Genomic DNA, 17,058 nt, shown 5'->3' with positions numbered 1-17,058 from the left:
GCAACGATCACTCAGTAACGGGTGATATCAGCATTGGCTTCCAACTGCTTGCGGTAGGCAGCGAAGTCCTGCTGGCCGGCACGCGAAGCGAGGTAGCGGCGAATCTGCTGCTTCTCTTCGTCGGTGGCCGCAGCGCCTTCGTTGACCCCTTTGAGCTGCAAGACCACCAGGCTGCCATCGCCCAGCACCACACTGGTGTAGACCGGCTTGTCCTTGGCCTGCGGCTTGCCCAGGCGGAACACTGCCTGCAGCTCGGCCGGGTCGATACCGTCCTCACCACGGGTCACTGCCTCGTAGGTTTTCCAGCCCTGCCCCTCCTGGACGCTGTCAGCGGCAATGGAGCCATCACGCAGGCCGGCAATCAGCTTGTCCGCCTTGGTCTTGAGCTCGGCTGTCGCCTTCTCCTTGGCCAGGTGTTCGCTGATGTTCTTGGCCACGGCTTCCAACGGCAGCTGTTCCGGCTTGCGGTGCTCTTTGACGCGCAGCACCACGGTGGTTTCCGGATCGAGCTCGATGGCGGTGCTGTTGGCAGCCTCCTCCAGCACTTCCTCCGAGAACGCCGCCTGAACCACCGCACGGTTGGCAGTGATACCTTCGCCACCCTCACGGCCGAACGCGGCGGAGGTGTGTACCTTCAGGTTCAGGTCCTGGGCAGGCTGAGCCAGGTCGGAAGCCTCGTAGGCGGCATCCTGCAACTGCTTGCTGGCGTCGACGTAGCGCTGTTCGACCAGCGGGATCTTCAAGTCACGGGTCAGCTTGTCCTTCAGGCTGGCGAAACTTGGTACTTGCGGCGCCTCGACACCCAGCAGCTTGATCAGGTGGTAACCGAACTCGGTGCGCACCGGGGCCGATACCTGGCCATCTTTCAACTGGTACAAGGCATCTTCAAAGGCCGGGTCGTACACGCCAGGGCCGGCGAAGCCGAGGTCACCACCCGTGGTGGCCGAGCCTGGGTCCTGGGAGAACTCCTTGGCCAGTGCGGCGAAGTCTTCACCCTTGGCCAGGCGCTGTTCGATCTCTTCGGCACGGGCCTTGGCCTGGGCGTCGGTGACCTTGTCGTTTACCTCGATCAGAATGTGCGCGGCATGGCGCTGCTCGGCAAGGTTGGCGATCTCTTTCTCGTACTGGGCCTTGAGCTCGTCATCACTGACCTTGACCTGGTCAAAGAACACCGACTTCTTCAGCTCGATGTAATCGATGACAACCTGGTCAGGCGACATGAATTCCTTGGCGTGCTGGTCGTAGTGCGCCTTGACCTCTGCTTCGCTGACCTTGACCGCGGCCGGGTCGGCCTTGAAGGTCAGGGAGGCGAAATCGCGGGTCTGCTTCTCCAGGCGCGCGAACGCCTCGACCTGCTTGTCAGTGACGAAGCTGCTGCCGGCAAGGCCGGTACGCAGTTGGCCGATGAGCATTTCCTCGGCAAGCATGTCGCGGAATTGCAGGCGGCCATAACCCATCTGGCGAATGACCTGGTCGAAACGATCGGCGTTGAATTTGCCGTCAACCTGGAACTCCGGAGTCTGCAGGATCACTTGATCCAGCGCGGCCTCGGAGAAGGCGAACTTGGCGTCTTCGGCGCCCTGCAACAGCAGCTTGCGAGTGATCAGGCCCTTGAGCGCCTCATCACGCAGCAGCTTGTCATCCAGCAGCGCGGGGTCGAAATCCTTGCCCAACTGTTGCATCAGCTGGCGGCGCTGCATGTCGGCCGCCTGGCTCAGCTCGTTCTGGCTGATGGTCTGGCCGTTCACCTTGGCGGCGTCCTGGCTATGGCTGGCAGCCTGGAAAATGGCCTCGAAGCCGGTCAACGCCATCAACACGACGATAAGGCCGATGATGGTCTTGGCAATCCAACCTTGTGAATTGTCCCTGATATTTTGCAGCATGCGTCCCCCAGAAACGGCTGTACCACTGCGTCGACAACCGCGGAGCGTGGGTAGAATCCTGATAAAAGAAAGGCGCATCCGAGGATGCGCCTTTTCTTAGCAAACGTGTCAGGCGGGAACGTTTGCGACCCGCCTCACGTGCTCGAACCTGGCCAGGCCGGGTCCGGCTGAAAGAGACGACTTAGTTGACGGCGTCTTTCAGGCCTTTGCCAGCCTTGAAGCCTGGAACCTTGGCGGCTTCGATCTTGATAGCCTTGCCAGTTTGAGGGTTACGGCCAGTACGCTCGGCGCGATCCTTGACCGAGAAGGTACCGAAGCCAACCAGAACGACGTCGTCGCCTGCTTTCAGGGCACCCGTTACGGAGTCGATCACAGCGTCCAGAGCCTTACCTGCGGTAGCTTTGGAAATGTCAGCCGATGCAGCGATAGCGTCAATCAGTTCCGACTTGTTCACTCTAAGTCCCCTTATTTCTCTATTGAGTTTGTTTCTAAGTATGTAATGAAAAGCGTATGTAACGTGCGCTGGGTGGCCTGATAACAATAGCGTGCCGCTTTATAGCAAGGCCCCGAAAAAACTGTCAAGGAAAGCCCCCCAGCTAAAAACTACTAATGCGTGCTGATTCTTTCCTTAGCATCGCTGTCGCGCTTCTCATCCTTTGCGACAATCTCCGGAGCCACATCTGGCAAGGGCTCCGGGGCGTATTGCAGCGCAATTTGCAGGACTTCGTCAATCCATTTGACCGGTTTGATCTGAAGATCCTGTTTGATATTTTCCGGAATCTCCTTCAGATCGCGAACATTCTCCTCGGGAATGATCACCGTCTTGATGCCGCCACGGTGTGCCGCCAGCAGTTTTTCCTTCAACCCGCCAATGGCCAGGACCTGGCCACGCAAGGTGATCTCGCCGGTCATGGCCACGTCGGCACGTACCGGAATCTGCGTCAGCGCCGACACCAGCGCGGTGCACATGCCGATACCGGCACTTGGCCCGTCCTTGGGCGTGGCGCCCTCGGGCATGTGGATATGCACATCGTGCTTTTCGTGGAAGTCAGCTGCGATGCCCAGGCTGCGCGCGCGGCTGCGCACCACGGTCTGCGCGGCAGTGATCGACTCGACCATGACATCGCCCAGCGAGCCGGTCTTGATCAGCTGGCCCTTGCCGGGGATCACCACCGCCTCGATGGTCAGCAATTCGCCACCCACCTGGGTCCACGCCAGGCCGGTTACCTGACCGATCTGGTCCTGTTGCTCGGCAAGGCCGTAACGGAACTTGCGCACACCCAGCAGGTGTTCGAGCTGCTCGCTGGACACCTTTACCTTGACCTGCTTCTGCCCGGTATGTTCCTTGACCACCTTGCGGCAGACCTTGGCAATCTGCCGCTCCAGGCCCCGCACGCCGGCTTCGCGGGTGTAGTAACGGATGATGTCGCGGATCGCCGAGACATCGATCTCGAGCTCTTCCTTCTTCAGGCCGTTGGCCTTGACCTGCTTGGGCACCAGGTACTTGACCGCGATGTTGATCTTCTCGTCTTCGGTGTAGCCCGGCAGACGGATGACTTCCATCCGGTCCAGCAACGCTGGCGGGATGTTCATCGAGTTGGAGGTGCAGAGGAACATCACGTCCGAGAGGTCGTAGTCGACTTCCAGGTAGTGGTCGTTGAAATTGTGGTTCTGCTCGGGGTCGAGTACTTCGAGCAATGCCGAGGCCGGGTCGCCACGCATGTCGCTGCCCATCTTGTCGATCTCGTCGAGCAGGAACAGCGGGTTGCGCACGCCCACCTTGGTCATCTTCTGGATCAGACGGCCCGGCATGGAGCCGATGTAGGTGCGACGGTGGCCACGAATCTCGGCCTCGTCACGCACGCCGCCCAGGGCCATGCGCACGAACTTGCGGTTGGTGGCGGCAGCGATCGACTCGGCCAGCGAAGTCTTACCGACGCCAGGCGGGCCGACCAGGCACAGCACCGGGCCGCGGATCTTCTTCACGCGCTTTTGCACGGCAAGGTATTCGAGGATGCGTTCCTTGACCTCTTCCAGGCCATAGTGGTCGGCATCGAGGATTTCCTCGGCCTTGGCCAGGTCCAGGCGCACCTTGCTCTGGGCCTTCCACGGCACCTGGACGAGCCAGTCGAGGTAGGAGCGAACCACCGTCGCTTCAGCCGACATCGGCGACATCTGCTTGAGCTTGTTCAGCTCGGCCTGGGCCTTGGTCAGGGCATCCTTGGGCAGGCCAGCGGCTTCGATGCGCTTTTTCAGCTCTTCGACTTCGTTGTGGCCTTCGTCGCCATCACCAAGCTCTTTCTGAATGGCCTTCATCTGCTCATTCAGGTAGTACTCGCGCTGGCTGCGCTCCATCTGCTTCTTGACCCGACCACGGATGCGCTTCTCGACCTGCAACAGGTCGATCTCGGCATCCAGCAGCGCCAGCACGTGCTCGACGCGGGTCGCCAGGTCGACGATCTCGAGGATTTCCTGCTTCTGCTCGATCTTCAGCGCCATGTGCGCGGCCATGGTATCGACCAGGCGCCCAGGCTCTTCGATGCTGTTCAACGACGACAGTACTTCGGCGGGGACTTTCTTGCCCAACTGCACGTACTGCTCGAATTGCGACAGCAGCGTGCGCACGAAGACTTCCGACTCGCGCTCGGCGGCGTCGACTTCATCAATCAGGGAAACTTCGGCACGGATGTGCCCTTCTACTTCGGTGAAGCGCTCGACCGCACCGCGCTGCTCGCCCTCGACCAGCACCTTGACGGTGCCATCGGGCAGTTTCAGCAATTGCAACACGGTGGCAACGGTACCGACACGGTACAGGGCGTCTTCGCCTGGATCGTCATCGGCCGGGTTCTTCTGGGCCAGCAGCAGAATCTGCTTCTCGCCCGTCATCGCTGCCTCAAGGGCTTCGATGGATTTTTCGCGCCCCACGAACAGCGGGATGACCATGTGCGGGTAAACAACGACATCGCGCAATGGCAAAAGAGGCAAGTCGAGGGTGGTCTTCATGATTTCGCCTCTACAGCGGCCTTTATGGCCGGAAACCGGTGGAAATGATGCTTGGACCTAATGTGGGGGCACGCCTGGGAAATTACAAGCGCTTGCGCAGGAAAAGCAGAAAGGGGCCCGTAGGCCCCTTTCTTGCTTGCAACCATCACCTGGTTATCGCCTGGATCAGGCGTCAGGTGCGGCCTTGGCTTGCGGCTCGCTGTTCTCGTAGATCATCAGCGGCTGCGAAGTACCCTCGATGACGCTCTCATCGATCACCACCTTGCTGACATCCTTCTGCGAAGGGATCTCGTACATGGTGTCGAGCAGCACGCCTTCGAGGATCGAACGCAGGCCACGGGCGCCGGTTTTGCGCTCCAAGGCCTTGCGAGCAACGGCCTTGAGTGCATCACTGCGGAACTCGAGGTCGACGCTTTCCATCTCGAACAGCTTGGCATACTGCTTGGTCAGCGCGTTCTTCGGCTCGGTGAGGATCTGCATCAAAGCAGCCTCATCCAGCTCATCGAGCGTCGCCAGTACCGGCAGACGGCCGACGAACTCGGGGATCAGGCCAAACTTGACCAGGTCGTCCGGCTCGACTTCACGCAGGGACTCGCCAACTTTCTTGCCTTCTTCCTTGCTGCGTACTTCTGCGCTGAAACCAATGCCACCCTTGGTGGAGCGGTTCTGGATGACCTTTTCCAGGCCCGAGAACGCGCCACCGCAAATGAACAGGATATTGCGGGTATCAACCTGCAGGAATTCCTGTTGCGGGTGCTTGCGCCCACCTTGCGGCGGAACCGAAGCAACAGTGCCTTCGATCAGTTTCAACAGCGCCTGCTGCACGCCTTCGCCCGATACGTCACGGGTGATGGACGGGTTGTCCGACTTGCGCGAAATCTTGTCGATCTCGTCGATGTAGACAATGCCCATCTGGGCCTTTTCCACGTCGTAGTCGCACTTCTGCAGCAGTTTCTGAATGATGTTCTCAACGTCCTCACCCACATAACCGGCTTCGGTCAGGGTGGTGGCGTCAGCAATGGTGAACGGTACGTTCAGCAGACGTGCAAGGGTTTCGGCGAGCAGGGTCTTGCCCGAGCCGGTAGGCCCGATGAGCAGGATGTTGCTCTTGCCGAGTTCGACTTCGTCGCCCTTCTTGTCACGCTGGTTAAGGCGCTTGTAGTGGTTGTACACCGCTACGGCCAGCACCTTCTTCGCGCGCTCCTGACCAATCACATACTGGTCCAGGATGCCGCTGATTTCTTTCGGCGAAGGCAATTTGTGCGCGCTGCTCTCGGCCTGGGCTTCCTGCACCTCCTCACGGATGATGTCATTGCACAGGTCGACGCACTCGTCGCAGATAAATACCGAGGGCCCGGCAATCAATTTGCGCACTTCGTGCTGGCTTTTGCCGCAGAAGGAGCAATAGAGCAATTTGCCGCTGTCCTCGCCGTTACGGGTGTCAGTCATTCGATCGATCCAATCCGGTAGGCTTGCAACACAAGATGAAGGCAATTGCGGGCTTTTTCAAGTCCGCAGGTAGGCGCTTTCGGCGCCCACCTGCTCTGGCCCCTGGGATCAGGAGGCCAGTTGCCGCTTGTCGTATACCGAGTCGATCAGGCCGTACTCGGCCGCGCGCGTGGCGCTCATGAAGTTGTCACGCTCGGTGTCGCGCTTGATGGTCTCCAGATCCTGGCCAGTGTGGTAGGCCAGCAACTCGTTCAGACGCGCCTTGATATTGAGGATTTCCTGGGCGTGGATCTCGATATCGGTAGCCTGGCCCTGGAAGCCGCCCAGCGGCTGGTGAATCATCACACGCGAGTTAGGCAGGCAGTGACGCTTGCCTTTGGCACCGGCAGTCAGCAGGAAGGCGCCCATGCTGCAGGCTTGGCCGATGCAGATGGTCGATACGTCCGGCTTGATGAACTGCATGGTGTCGTAGATCGACATGCCGGCAGTGACAGAGCCACCCGGCGAGTTGATGTACAGATGGATATCCTTGTCCGGGTTTTCCGCTTCGAGGAACAACATCTGCGCCACGACGAGGTTGGCCATGTAGTCTTCTACCGGGCCCACCAGGAAAATCACTCGCTCCTTCAACAAACGCGAGTAGATGTCGTAAGCGCGTTCGCCACGGGCGGACTGCTCGATAACCATCGGGACCAGGCCGCCTGCGGCCTGGATGTCAGAGCTCTGCTGAATATAAGAATTGCGGGACATGTCCTGCGCTCACTCCCAAATAGTCATGGCTTGAATACGCACAAGCCAGCGCGAAGGCTGGCTTGTGGGGGTTTCCTACGAGAGTAGCGTATTACTCGGCTTCGGCAGGTGCTTCAGCGGGTTTTACGGCTTCTTCGTACGAGACCGATTTGTCGGTCACAGTCGCTTTCTGCAGAACAGTATCTACAACTTGCTCTTCCAGCACAACCGAACGGACTTCGTTCAGTTGCTGGTCGTTCTTGTAGTACCAGGAGATGACCTGCTCTGGCTCTTGGTAAGCCGAGGCCATTTCTTCGATCATCTCGCGAACCTTGCCTTCGTCCGGCTTCAGTTCGAACTGCTTGACCACTTCAGCGACGATCAGGCCCAGGACCACACGGCGCTTGGCTTGCTCGGTGAACAGCTCGGCCGGCAGTTGCTCAGGCTTGATGTTGCCGCCGAACTGTTGAACAGCCTGCACGCGCAGACGGTTGACTTCGTTCTCCAGCAGGGCTTTTGGCACTTCGATCGGGTTGGCGGCCAGCAGACCGTCCATGACCTGGTTCTTGACCTTGGCCTTGATCGCCTGACGCAGTTCACGCTCCATGTTCTTGCGAACTTCGGTGCGGAAGCCTTCCAGGGTCGATTCCTTGATGCCGAACTGGGCGAAGAATTCTTCGTTCAGCTCAGGCAGCGCAGGTGCAGAAACGCTGTTGACGGTGATGGTGAACTCGGCGGCCTTGCCGGCCAGGTCCAGGTTCTGATAGTCCTCTGGGAAGGTCACGTTGACAACGCGCTCTTCGCCAGCCTTGGCGCCTACCAGGCCATCTTCGAAGCCCGGGATCATGCGGCCGGAGCCCAGCACCAGCTGAGTGCCCTTGGCCGAACCGCCAGCGAACACTTCACCGTCAACCTTGCCGACGAAGTCGATGTTGACCTGGTCGTCGTTCTGCGCTGCGCGCTCAACGGTTTCGAAGCGGGTATTCTGCTTGCGCAGCACTTCCAGCATGTTGTCCAGGTCGGCGTCAGCCACTTCGGCGCTCAGGCGCTCGACGTTGATCGACTCGAGGCCGGCAACGGTGAACTCCGGGAACACTTCGAAGATAGCGACGAATTCCAGATCTTTGCCTTTTTCGAAGGACTTCGGCTCGACGGCCGGAGCACCAGCCGGGTTCAGCTTCTGCTCGACCACAGCTTCGTAGAAGGAGGACTGGACCAGATCACCGAACACTTCCTGACGGGCGTCAGCTTCGAAACGCTGACGGATCACGCTCATCGGTACTTTGCCAGGACGGAAGCCTGCAACCTTGGCGCGACGGGCAGTCTGCTGCAGACGCTTGTTGACTTCGGTCTCGACGCGATCGGCCGGGACGGCGATGGTCATGCGGCGCTCGAGAGCGGAAGTGTTTTCAACAGAAACTTGCATGGATATTCCTCGTTGCACAGACGTTAGCCGGCGTTAGCCCGACTCCAGAATCAAGGGCAAGCATTCTAGTGAGTCGCGCAGCAGAAGTCACCCCACTCGGGACGACGGGAAACCACGCCGGTCGATTAACTTGCAGGGCACGTACGGCGTACCGTCGAGCCCGATTCAATTGAGGCTGCGCGCCACCCTGGGCGACCCGCAGCCGAAATACCTTGTCAAACAACTGCAGCCAACGAATTCGCCTTCTTTATTGAGGGTCGATTTCGTTGAACTGGCAGTACTCTTCCCAAGCCATACCCAGCGCCTCAGCGACCTCGCGGTGCGTCTCCAGGCGCATGGCCTGCAGCTGCTCCGGGCTTTCGGCGATCAATTGCAGCGCCAGCTCCCAAGGTTCTATACCTTGCTCCTCGGCCGCATCTTCGAAGGCCCATTCGATCTGCTGGGCTTGCTCATGCGCATCCAGCTCGCGGATTTCTTCGAGCAGTTGCGGGTTGGCGTCGGCGAAGCGCTGCAGCGCCATGGCCTGACGGGCTTCTTTTGCAATCATGGGGTCTTTCCTCTGCCGACCGCAGGGCCGGTGTTTCAACCGGCTGAAATCTATCAGCTTTTATTGGGGTGCCACCAGAGGATTGCAAGGGGGATCAGGTGGATGGCCAAACACTTTTCCGCCACGCACAAAAAAAGCCGCAATCAGCGGCTTTTCTCGACACCTCACCACGCCCGCGTGGTGTAGACAAAACAAAGGCGCCTGATTTTACAATCAAGGCGCCTTCGTAAAATATGGGGTGGACGATGGGAATCGAACCCACGACAACTGGAATCACAATCCAGCGCTCTACCAACTGAGCTACGCCCACCATATTGCGGTCTTGCGGTACTGCAGTATGTTACACATACAGGGTGTTACAGAAGCATGGTGCGGACGAAGAGACTCGAACTCTTACAGCTTGCGCCGCTGGAACCTAAATCCAGTGTGTCTACCAATTTCACCACGTCCGCGTAACGCTTAAAACAAAGGCGCCGGATCGTACAATCAAGGCGCCCCTGTAAAATATGGGGTGGACGATGGGAATCGAACCCACGACAACTGGAATCACAATCCAGCGCTCTACCAACTGAGCTACGCCCACCATATTGCGGTACAACTACTTGCTTGCCTAAGCTGCCTGATGGCGCACCCGGCAGGACTCGAACCTGCGACCATCCGCTTAGAAGGCGGATGCTCTATCCAGCTGAGCTACGGGCGCATAAGCGATCAGCCTAACCGAACGATGACTCAACAGCGAACTGCCAAACCACTCATTCTGCCCGACTTTGCCAACCAGTGCTAGGCAGTGCCCGACAAGTGCGGCGAATGTTATAGCCGAGCCGCTAGGTCGTCAACATCTTTCTCTAAAAAATTTAAATTATTTAAGGGGTTAGGGGATTTGCCCGACCACCCGCCTTTGCCCTCGGGCCGTGTCGTGCGAGAATGTGCGCTCTTTATTGTTTCCTTCTCGATGGTTAATCACGCGTCTATGACTGCACACCTAATCGATGGCAAGGCGATCGCCGCCAGCCTGCGCCAGCAGATCGCTCAACGTGTCGTGGAGCGTCGCCAGCAAGGCCTGCGCACCCCGGGCCTGGCTGTGATCCTGGTCGGCACCGACCCCGCCTCCCAAGTCTATGTCTCGCACAAGCGCAAGGACTGTGAAGAGGTCGGCTTCATTTCCCAGGCGTTCGACCTGCCCAGCGAAACCACGCAGCAAGCCCTGACCGAGCTGATCGACCGCCTCAATGATGACCCGGCCGTCGACGGCATCCTGCTGCAACTGCCGCTGCCCGCTCACCTGGACGCCTCGCTGCTGCTCGAGCGCATCCGCCCGGACAAAGATGTCGACGGCTTCCATCCGTACAACGTCGGCCGCCTGGCCCAGCGTATTCCGCTGCTGCGTCCCTGCACGCCTAAAGGCATCATGACCCTGCTCGAAAGCACCGGTCAGGACCTGTACGGCATGAACGCGGTCATCGTCGGCGCCTCCAATATCGTCGGCCGCCCCATGGCCATGGAACTGTTGCTGGCCGGTTGCACCGTCACGGTCTGCCACCGCTTCACCAAGGACCTGGCCGGCCACGTCGGCCGTGCCGACCTGGTGGTCGTGGCCGCTGGCAAGCCGGGGTTGGTCAAGGGTGAGTGGGTCAAGGAAGGCGCCATCGTCATCGACGTGGGCATCAACCGCCAGGAAGACGGCAAGCTGGTTGGCGACGTGGTCTACGAGACTGCCTTGCCACGCGCAGGCTGGATCACCCCAGTGCCGGGTGGCGTCGGCCCGATGACCCGGGCTTGCTTGCTGGAAAACACGCTGTATGCAGCTGAAGAGCTGCATAAGTAAGAAAGCGTGATAAAAACGGCACCTATTGCAGGTGCCGTTTTTTTTTGCCTGCGGTTTATCGGCTGACTGTACCGACCTTTGCGCGGTCGTCAGCCGATCACTTGCGCGCCGCCTCCCACGACTTCAGCAGCTCGTTGTAGCTCACCGTCTCGCCCTTGGGCTTTTCGTTGGCCAGCTTAGGCTTCGGCGCGCCCGGCTGGTCGTACCAGTATTGGGCGTCCCGTTCCGGGTTGAGCTTCGGCGCACAGGTTGCCTGGGCATTGGAACGCTGCAGCCGCTCCATCATCCGGTCCTGATCACGGGCCAGGCCATCCAGGGCTTCCTGCGGGGTCTTCTCGCCGCTGGCCACTTCGGCGATATGGCTCCACCACAATTGCGCCAGCCGCGGGTAATCAGGCACGTTGGTGCCGGTGGGCGTCCATTGCACCCGTGCCGGGCTGCGGTAGAACTCCACCAGCCCACCCAGCTTGGGCGCAAGGTCGGTCATGGCCTGGGAGTTGATGTCCGACTCGCGAATCGGCGTCAGGCCGACGATAGTCTTTTTCAGCGACACCGTCTTGGATGTCACGAACTGCGCATACAGCCAGGCAGCCAGGCGCTGCTTCTCGGGGGTGGACTTGAAGAACGTCCAGGAGCCGGTGTCCTGATAGCCCAGCTTCATCCCCTCCTCCCAGTACGGCCCCTTGGGCGATGGCGCCATGCGCCACTTCGGCGTGCCGTCGGCGTTGACCACCGGCAGCCCGGGCTTGGTCATGTCGGCGGTAAAGGCGGTGTACCAGAAGATCTGCTGGGCAATGTTGCCCTGCGCCGGCACCGGGCCTGCCTCGGAGAAGGTCATGCCCTGGGCTTCCTTGGGCGCATAGGCGCGCATCCAGTCCACGTACTTCTGTGTTGCGTACACGGCCGCCGGGCCATTGGTGTCACCGCCGCGAGTAACGCTGGACCCCACCGGGTGGCAGTCCTCCACGCGGATGCCCCACTCGTCCACCGGCAGGCCATTGGGCAGGCCCTTGTCGCCACCGCCGGCCATCGAGAACCAGGCATCGGTAAAGCGCCACCCCAGCGACGGGTCCTTCTTGCCGTAGTCCATGTGGCCATAGACACGCTTGCCGTCGATTTCCTTGACGTCCTCGCTGAAGAATTGGGCGATGTCCTCGTAGGCCGACCAGTTCACCGGCACGCCCAGCTCATAGCCGTACTTCTCCTTGAACCTGGCTTTGAGCGCTGGCCGCTCGAACCAGTCGGCACGGAACCAGTAAAGGTTGGCGAACTGCTGGTCAGGCAACTGGTAGACCTTGCCATCCGGCGCGGTGGTAAACGAGATGCCGATGAAGTCCTTGAGGTCGAGGGTCGGCGAGGTGTAGGCCTTGCCCTCGTTGGCCATCAGGTCGGTGATCGATTCGACCTTGCCATAGCGAAAGTGCGTACCGATCAGGTCCGAATCGTTGACCCAGCCGTCATAGATGTTCTTGTCCGATTGCATTTGGGTCTGCAGCTTCTCGACCACGTCACCTTCCTGCAGCAGGTCGTGGGTCAGCTGGATGCCGGTGATTTCGCTGAAGGCCTTGGCCAGTACCTTGGACTCGTACTCATGGGTGGTGATGGTTTCCGACACCACATTGATCTTCATCCCACGAAACGGTTCGGCGGCCTTGATGAACCACTTGAGTTCGGCCAGTTGCTGCTCAGGCGTCAGCGTCGAAGGTTTGAATTCGCTGCCGATCCACCGCGATGCCGCGTCCTCGTACTGGTCGGCCCACGCCGCGCCCGGCACACCGGCCAGCACCAGCAACGCGGCCAGGGTCAAATGTCGCCTTTTGTCATTGTCATGGAACATTGTGATCTCCCGATTGAGTTATTCCCGGAGCCGACGCTCAGCCCCAGCGCAGCACCACCACGAGCCAGCCCAGCGACAGCAGCGAGGCCACCCACAACGGCCAGTCGCTGACCCCGACTACCAACAAGTGCAGGTAGGCACTGACCAGCAAGCCAACGAACAACCGGTCGCCACGGCTGGTGACGATCGGCAGAAAGCCGCGCCGTTCCACACAGGGGTGGCGCAGTTCGAGCAGGGTCATGCACACCAGCAGCACACCGACGGCAGCGAAGAACAGCGCTGTCGGCAGGGTCCAGGCCATCCATTCCATGCGTTGCCCTCCTTACACCCGGCCAAGGGCAAAGCCCTTGGCCACATGGTTGCGGACAAACCAGATCACCAGCATGCCCGGCAAGATGGTCAGCACACCGGCAGCGGCCAGCACGCCCCAGTCGATACCGGAAGCCGAAACGGTACGCGTCATCACCGCCGCGATCGGCTTGGCATTGACTGAGGTGAGGGTGCGCGCCAGCAGCAGTTCGACCCACGAAAACATGAAGCAGAAAAACGCCGTCACGCCGATGCCGGAGCCAATCAGCGGGATGAAGATCTTCACGAAGAAACGCGGGAAGCTGTAACCGTCGATGTAAGCCGTTTCGTCGATCTCCTTCGGCACCCCCGACATGAACCCCTCAAGGATCCACACCGCCAGCGGCACGTTGAACAGGCAATGGGCCAGCGCCACGGCAATGTGCGTGTCGAACAGGCCAATCGATGAATACAGCTGAAAAAACGGCAACAGGAACACCGCCGGCGGCGCCATGCGGTTGGTCAGCAACCAGAAGAACAGATGGCGGTCGCCGAGAAAGCGATAGCGAGAGAAGGCATAGGCCGCCGGCAACGCCACCGCCAGCGAAATAAGCGTGTTCAGGCACACGTAGTACAGCGAGTTGATATAGCCGCTGTACCAGCTGGCGTCGGTGAAGATCACCCGGTAATTGTCGAGCGTGAATGCCTGTGGCCACAGGGTCAGGCCGCCGAGGATCTCGGTGTTGCTCTTGAACGACATGTTCAGCAGCCAGTAGATCGGCACCAGCAGGAAGAAGAAATACAGCAGCAGGGGCAATGCCTTGCGCGCGCTCATGGCCTAGTCCTTGTCGGCGTGCGTCATGGCGGTGTAGAACAGCCACGACACCAGCAGGATGATCAGGAAGTACACCAGCGAAAACGCCGCGGCCGGCCCCAGGTCGAACTGCCCTACCGCCATGCGCGTGAGGGTCTGGCTAAGGAACGTGGTGGCATTGCCGGGCCCGCCACCGGTCAGCACGAACGGCTCGGTGTAGATCATGAAGCTGTCCATGAAACGCAGCATCACGGCGATCAGCAGCACGTTCTTGAGCTTCGGCAACTGGATGTGGCGGAACACCGCCCAGGCCGATGCCCGGTCGATGCGGGCGGCCTGGTAATAGACATCGGGTATGGCCCGCAAGCCCGAATAGCACAGCAGCGCCACCAGCGACGTCCAGTGCCAGACATCCATCACCAACACCGTGAGCCAGGCGTCGAACGGGTCGCTGGCATAGTTGTAGTTGACCCCGAGCTTGGCCAACGTAGCGCCCATCAGGCCAATGTCGGCACGGCCGAAGATCTGCCAGATGGTGCCGACCACGTTCCACGGGATCAGCAGCGGGATGGCCATCACGATCAGGCAGATCGAGGCCATGCGGCCCTTGGTCGGCATCGTCAGGGCGATGGCGATCCCCAGCGGGATCTCGATCAGCAGCACGCAGCCTGAATAGATGAACTGGCGCAGCAGGGCATCGTGCAGGGCAGGGTCACGCAGTACCTGGCGGTACCAGTCGGCACCCACAAAATAGCGATTGGACTGATCGAAGATGTCCTGCACCGAATAGTTGACCACGGTCATCATCGGCACCACCGCGCTGAACGCCACCAGCGCGAACACCGGCAGCACCAGCCACCAGGCCTTGTTGTTGCGCACCTTGTTCATGGCCCGGCCTCCAGCAACACATCATCGACATAGAGCATCAGCCATTGACTGGGCAGGCTCACCCAGGCCTGGCCCACCGGCAGCGGGCGATCCTCGCCCAGGCGCGCCTTGAGCGTGGCACCACCGAGCGTGAAGGTAACGATGCGGTAGGTGCCCAGGTCTTCGACATCCAGCACCTGCACCGCAAAGGCGTGGTCGAGTGGGGTGTCCCAGAGCTGCACGAACTCCGGCCGTATCCCCACTTGCAGGCGCCCACCTCCCGTTGCCGCCAAGCGTTCTCGCAAGCCATCGGGCAATGCCAGGTGCAGGCCGCCGAAGCTCACGCCATCGGCTTCGGCGCGCACGTCGATGAAGTTCATGCCCGGGCTGCCAATGAAGTAGCCGACAAAGGTATGCCGTGGCCGCTCGAACAACTCGCGCGGGGTTGCGAACTGGACGATGCGCCCAGCGTGCATCACCGCGATCTTGTCGGCGAAAGTCGAGGCCTCCAGCTGATCGTGGGTGACGTAGATCATGGTGATGTTGAACTGCTCATGGATCTGCTTGAGCTTGCGCCGCAGCTTCCACTTCAGGTGCGGGTCGATCACCGTCAAAGGCTCGTCGAAGAGGATCGCCGAGACGTCTTCGCGTACCAGGCCACGGCCCATCGAGACCTTCTGCTTCTCGTCGGCGCTGAGGTTGCGCGCCTTCTTTTTCAGCACGGCGGACAGGTCGAGCACCTCGGCGATCTCCTCCACCCGTGCTCGCACCCTGCCCTCGTCCACCCCCTGGTTGCGTAACGGGAACGCCAGGTTGTCGAACACCGTCATGGTGTCGTACACCACCGGAAACTGGAACACCTGGGCAATGTTGCGCGCCTGCGGCGACAGCGCGTTGACCGGCTTGCCGTCGAACAGCACTTCGCCGTGAGAAGGCGTAAGCAGCCCCGAGATGATGTTGAGCAACGTCGACTTGCCGCAACCCGAAGGCCCGAGCAAGGCATAGGCACCCCCTTGCTCCCACACGTGCTCCAGCGCGTGCAAGGCGTAGTCTGCCTCCGAGGCCGGCTGGCGGCTGTAGCTGTGCGCCAGCTGGCGCAGGCGGATCTCGGCCATCAACGACTCCTTGCCTGGCGCAGGCCCGGGGCCTGTACCAAGGCCCCGGCATTGTCGAAGACAAACAGCTTGTGCGTGGGGATGAACACCCGGATCGGCGTGTCCACCTGGTACTCGTGCACGCCCGGCAAGTGCAGGGTCATCCGCCAGTGCTCATTGCGCACATGGAGGAAGGTTTCCGAGCCACTGATCTCGGCCAGCTCCACCAGCACCGCCAGCTCCAGGTCATCGTCATGGGTCGGCACCAGGGTGATGTGGCTGGGGCGCACACCAAAGCGGTAGTCACCTTCGCCCAGGCGTTGCAGGTCGGCGTTGCGGGCAAAGTGCACGGCCTGCGCCAGGCTCACCTCATTGACTGCGATGCGTCCCGGTATCAGGTTGATGGGGGGCTCGGAAAACAGCTCAGCGGCCAGCACGCTGCTGGGCTGCTGATAGACCGCCGCGGTTGGGCCGCTCTGCACGATGCGTCCCTGGTGCAAGAGCGTGGTAGTACCGCCCAGCGCCAGCGCTTCATTGGGCTCGGTGGTGGCATAGACGGCAATGCAGTTGCGCTGGGCGAACAACGCCCGCAGCTCTTGGCGCAGGCCTTCGCGCAGCTTGTAATCGAGGTTGACCAACGGCTCGTCGAACAGGATCAACGAGGCATCCTTGACCAGCGCCCGAGCCATCGCCGTGCGCTGCTGCTGGCCACCGGACAACTCCAGCGGCAAGCGCTGCAGGTAGGCCTCGATGCGCAGCATCTCGGCGGTTTCCTGCACCCGTCGGCGCACCTCGGCCTCGGCCAGGCGTGCCTGGCGCAGGGGTGAAGCGATGTTCTCGTACACGCTCAGGGTCGGGTAGTTGATGAACTGCTGATACACCATCGACACGTTGCGCTGGCGCACCGGCACCCCGGTGACATCGCTGCCGGCCATCAGCACGCGGCCCCGGTCCGGTCGGTCAAGCCCCGCCATCAGGCGCATCAGGCTGGTCTTGCCGGCCAAGGTGCGGCCCAGCAGCACGTTGAACGACCCCGGCTCGAAACGCAGGGACGCATCGACGATGCAAGCCTGGTTGTCGACACTGCGGCTGACCTGCTCCAGCACCAGGGACATGGCGTGGCCTTTTCTTGATTGTTGTGCGCAGGGCACAGCCAGTTTCGTGCCAGCCCTGCCTGATCGCTCTGGCCCGCGCCTTCACCTGCCAGGGCCTGCCATTGCCCGTTCACACCTGAACACCTGCCCTGAACACCTGAACAGGCGTGGGTTTGACAATGAACAACCGTGGACGACACTG

General features: G+C 60.7%; 14 protein-coding genes and 4 tRNA genes. 1 reads left to right on the top strand and 17 read right to left on the bottom strand.

The window, feature by feature from the left end; translation table 11 throughout:
- Positions 1 to 11: 11 nt before the first annotated feature.
- From NP534_RS10320 to NP534_RS10270, 11 genes are all read right to left on the bottom strand, one after another.
- Positions 12 to 1,883 carry a SurA N-terminal domain-containing protein gene (locus NP534_RS10320; RefSeq protein WP_274098651.1) on the bottom strand — a complete coding sequence of 624 codons (1,872 nt, stop codon included), beginning with the start codon at positions 1,881 to 1,883 and terminating at the stop codon, positions 12 to 14.
- A 181-nt stretch (positions 1,884 to 2,064) separates the two neighbouring features.
- The gene (locus NP534_RS10315) at positions 2,065 to 2,337 is read right to left on the bottom strand and encodes an HU family DNA-binding protein (protein WP_016485887.1); all 273 of its coding nucleotides are present in this window, start codon (positions 2,335 to 2,337) and stop codon (positions 2,065 to 2,067) included.
- A gap of 152 nt (positions 2,338 to 2,489) precedes the next feature.
- A complete protein-coding gene (lon, locus tag NP534_RS10310) occupies positions 2,490 to 4,886 on the bottom strand; it encodes an endopeptidase La (protein ID WP_274098650.1) in 2,397 nt (798 codons plus the stop codon).
- Positions 4,887 to 5,051: 165 nt separating this feature from the next.
- Positions 5,052 to 6,335, bottom strand: coding sequence for an ATP-dependent Clp protease ATP-binding subunit ClpX (gene clpX / locus NP534_RS10305; RefSeq protein ID WP_033699106.1), 1,284 nt, complete (start codon positions 6,333 to 6,335; stop codon positions 5,052 to 5,054).
- Positions 6,336 to 6,443: 108 nt separating this feature from the next.
- Positions 6,444 to 7,085 carry an ATP-dependent Clp endopeptidase proteolytic subunit ClpP gene (gene clpP, locus NP534_RS10300; RefSeq protein ID WP_186655164.1) on the bottom strand — a complete coding sequence of 214 codons (642 nt, stop codon included), beginning with the start codon at positions 7,083 to 7,085 and terminating at the stop codon, positions 6,444 to 6,446.
- A 91-nt stretch (positions 7,086 to 7,176) separates the two neighbouring features.
- On the bottom strand, positions 7,177 to 8,490 hold the full coding sequence (gene tig / locus NP534_RS10295; protein ID WP_033699108.1) for a trigger factor: 1,314 nt from the start codon (positions 8,488 to 8,490) through the stop codon (positions 7,177 to 7,179).
- A gap of 247 nt (positions 8,491 to 8,737) precedes the next feature.
- Entirely contained in the window at positions 8,738 to 9,037 is a 300-nt protein-coding gene (locus NP534_RS10290) for a DUF6388 family protein (RefSeq protein ID WP_033699109.1), read from the bottom strand.
- 234 nt (positions 9,038 to 9,271) lie between these two features.
- Positions 9,272 to 9,347 (bottom strand) — tRNA-His (locus tag NP534_RS10285).
- 57 nt (positions 9,348 to 9,404) lie between these two features.
- Positions 9,405 to 9,489, bottom strand: a tRNA-Leu gene (locus tag NP534_RS10280).
- 55 nt (positions 9,490 to 9,544) lie between these two features.
- Positions 9,545 to 9,620, bottom strand: a tRNA-His gene (locus NP534_RS10275).
- Positions 9,621 to 9,660: 40 nt separating this feature from the next.
- Positions 9,661 to 9,737: transfer RNA gene (locus tag NP534_RS10270), tRNA-Arg, on the bottom strand.
- 270 nt (positions 9,738 to 10,007) lie between these two features.
- Here NP534_RS10270 and folD point away from each other — a divergent pair.
- On the top strand, positions 10,008 to 10,862 hold the full coding sequence (gene folD / locus NP534_RS10265; protein WP_095063661.1) for a bifunctional methylenetetrahydrofolate dehydrogenase/methenyltetrahydrofolate cyclohydrolase FolD: 855 nt from the start codon (positions 10,008 to 10,010) through the stop codon (positions 10,860 to 10,862).
- Positions 10,863 to 10,959: 97 nt separating this feature from the next.
- On the opposite strand, the gene NP534_RS10260 is transcribed toward folD, so the two are convergent.
- From NP534_RS10260 to NP534_RS10235, 6 genes are read right to left on the bottom strand one after another with little or no spacing between them, the layout of a single operon-like run.
- Positions 10,960 to 12,699, bottom strand: a complete 1,740-nt coding sequence (locus NP534_RS10260) for an ABC transporter substrate-binding protein (protein ID WP_274098649.1) — start codon at positions 12,697 to 12,699, stop codon at positions 10,960 to 10,962.
- 37 nt (positions 12,700 to 12,736) lie between these two features.
- Positions 12,737 to 13,009, bottom strand: a complete 273-nt coding sequence (locus tag NP534_RS10255) for a DUF2160 domain-containing protein (protein WP_047581170.1) — start codon at positions 13,007 to 13,009, stop codon at positions 12,737 to 12,739.
- Between the two features lie 12 nt (positions 13,010 to 13,021).
- Positions 13,022 to 13,822 carry a carbohydrate ABC transporter permease gene (locus NP534_RS10250; RefSeq protein WP_033699115.1) on the bottom strand — a complete coding sequence of 267 codons (801 nt, stop codon included), beginning with the start codon at positions 13,820 to 13,822 and terminating at the stop codon, positions 13,022 to 13,024.
- 3 nt (positions 13,823 to 13,825) lie between these two features.
- On the bottom strand, positions 13,826 to 14,689 hold the full coding sequence (locus tag NP534_RS10245; RefSeq protein WP_274098648.1) for a carbohydrate ABC transporter permease: 864 nt from the start codon (positions 14,687 to 14,689) through the stop codon (positions 13,826 to 13,828).
- Positions 14,686 to 15,783: an ABC transporter ATP-binding protein gene (locus NP534_RS10240; protein ID WP_186655170.1), complete on the bottom strand. Its 1,098-nt coding sequence runs from the start codon at positions 15,781 to 15,783 to the stop codon at positions 14,686 to 14,688. The genes NP534_RS10245 and NP534_RS10240 overlap by 4 nt, the downstream gene beginning before the upstream one ends.
- Positions 15,783 to 16,877 (bottom strand): ABC transporter ATP-binding protein, encoded by a 1,095-nt coding sequence (locus tag NP534_RS10235; RefSeq protein ID WP_274098647.1) that lies wholly within the window; start codon positions 16,875 to 16,877, stop codon positions 15,783 to 15,785. Before NP534_RS10235 ends, NP534_RS10240 begins: the two co-directional genes overlap by 1 nt.
- Positions 16,878 to 17,058 lie beyond the last annotated feature (181 nt).

The organism is Pseudomonas sp. 39004, assembly GCF_028682155.1.
GTDB lineage: Bacteria > Pseudomonadota > Gammaproteobacteria > Pseudomonadales > Pseudomonadaceae > Aquipseudomonas > Aquipseudomonas capeferrum.
Note: the sequence above shows the minus strand (reverse complement) of the source record. Positions and strands in the feature narration are given on the sequence as shown.

What these genes read in the sequence shown, in the direction of transcription:
- lon (WP_274098650.1), bottom strand. Translation starts at nt 4,886, where the DNA reads ATGAAGACCACCCTCGACTTGCCTCTTTTGCCATTGCGCGATGTCGTT.
- NP534_RS10245 (WP_274098648.1), bottom strand. Translation starts at nt 14,689, where the DNA reads ATGAACAAGGTGCGCAACAACAAGGCCTGGTGGCTGGTGCTGCCGGTG.
- NP534_RS10255 (WP_047581170.1), bottom strand. Translation starts at nt 13,009, where the DNA reads ATGGAATGGATGGCCTGGACCCTGCCGACAGCGCTGTTCTTCGCTGCC.
- NP534_RS10260 (WP_274098649.1), bottom strand. Translation starts at nt 12,699, where the DNA reads ATGTTCCATGACAATGACAAAAGGCGACATTTGACCCTGGCCGCGTTG.
- NP534_RS10240 (WP_186655170.1), bottom strand. Translation starts at nt 15,783, where the DNA reads ATGGCCGAGATCCGCCTGCGCCAGCTGGCGCACAGCTACAGCCGCCAG.
- tig (WP_033699108.1), bottom strand. Translation starts at nt 8,490, where the DNA reads ATGCAAGTTTCTGTTGAAAACACTTCCGCTCTCGAGCGCCGCATGACC.
- folD (WP_095063661.1), top strand. Translation starts at nt 10,008, where the DNA reads ATGACTGCACACCTAATCGATGGCAAGGCGATCGCCGCCAGCCTGCGC.
- NP534_RS10290 (WP_033699109.1), bottom strand. Translation starts at nt 9,037, where the DNA reads ATGATTGCAAAAGAAGCCCGTCAGGCCATGGCGCTGCAGCGCTTCGCC.
- clpX (WP_033699106.1), bottom strand. Translation starts at nt 6,335, where the DNA reads ATGACTGACACCCGTAACGGCGAGGACAGCGGCAAATTGCTCTATTGC.
- clpP (WP_186655164.1), bottom strand. Translation starts at nt 7,085, where the DNA reads ATGTCCCGCAATTCTTATATTCAGCAGAGCTCTGACATCCAGGCCGCA.
- NP534_RS10250 (WP_033699115.1), bottom strand. Translation starts at nt 13,822, where the DNA reads ATGAGCGCGCGCAAGGCATTGCCCCTGCTGCTGTATTTCTTCTTCCTG.
- NP534_RS10235 (WP_274098647.1), bottom strand. Translation starts at nt 16,877, where the DNA reads ATGTCCCTGGTGCTGGAGCAGGTCAGCCGCAGTGTCGACAACCAGGCT.
- NP534_RS10320 (WP_274098651.1), bottom strand. Translation starts at nt 1,883, where the DNA reads ATGCTGCAAAATATCAGGGACAATTCACAAGGTTGGATTGCCAAGACC.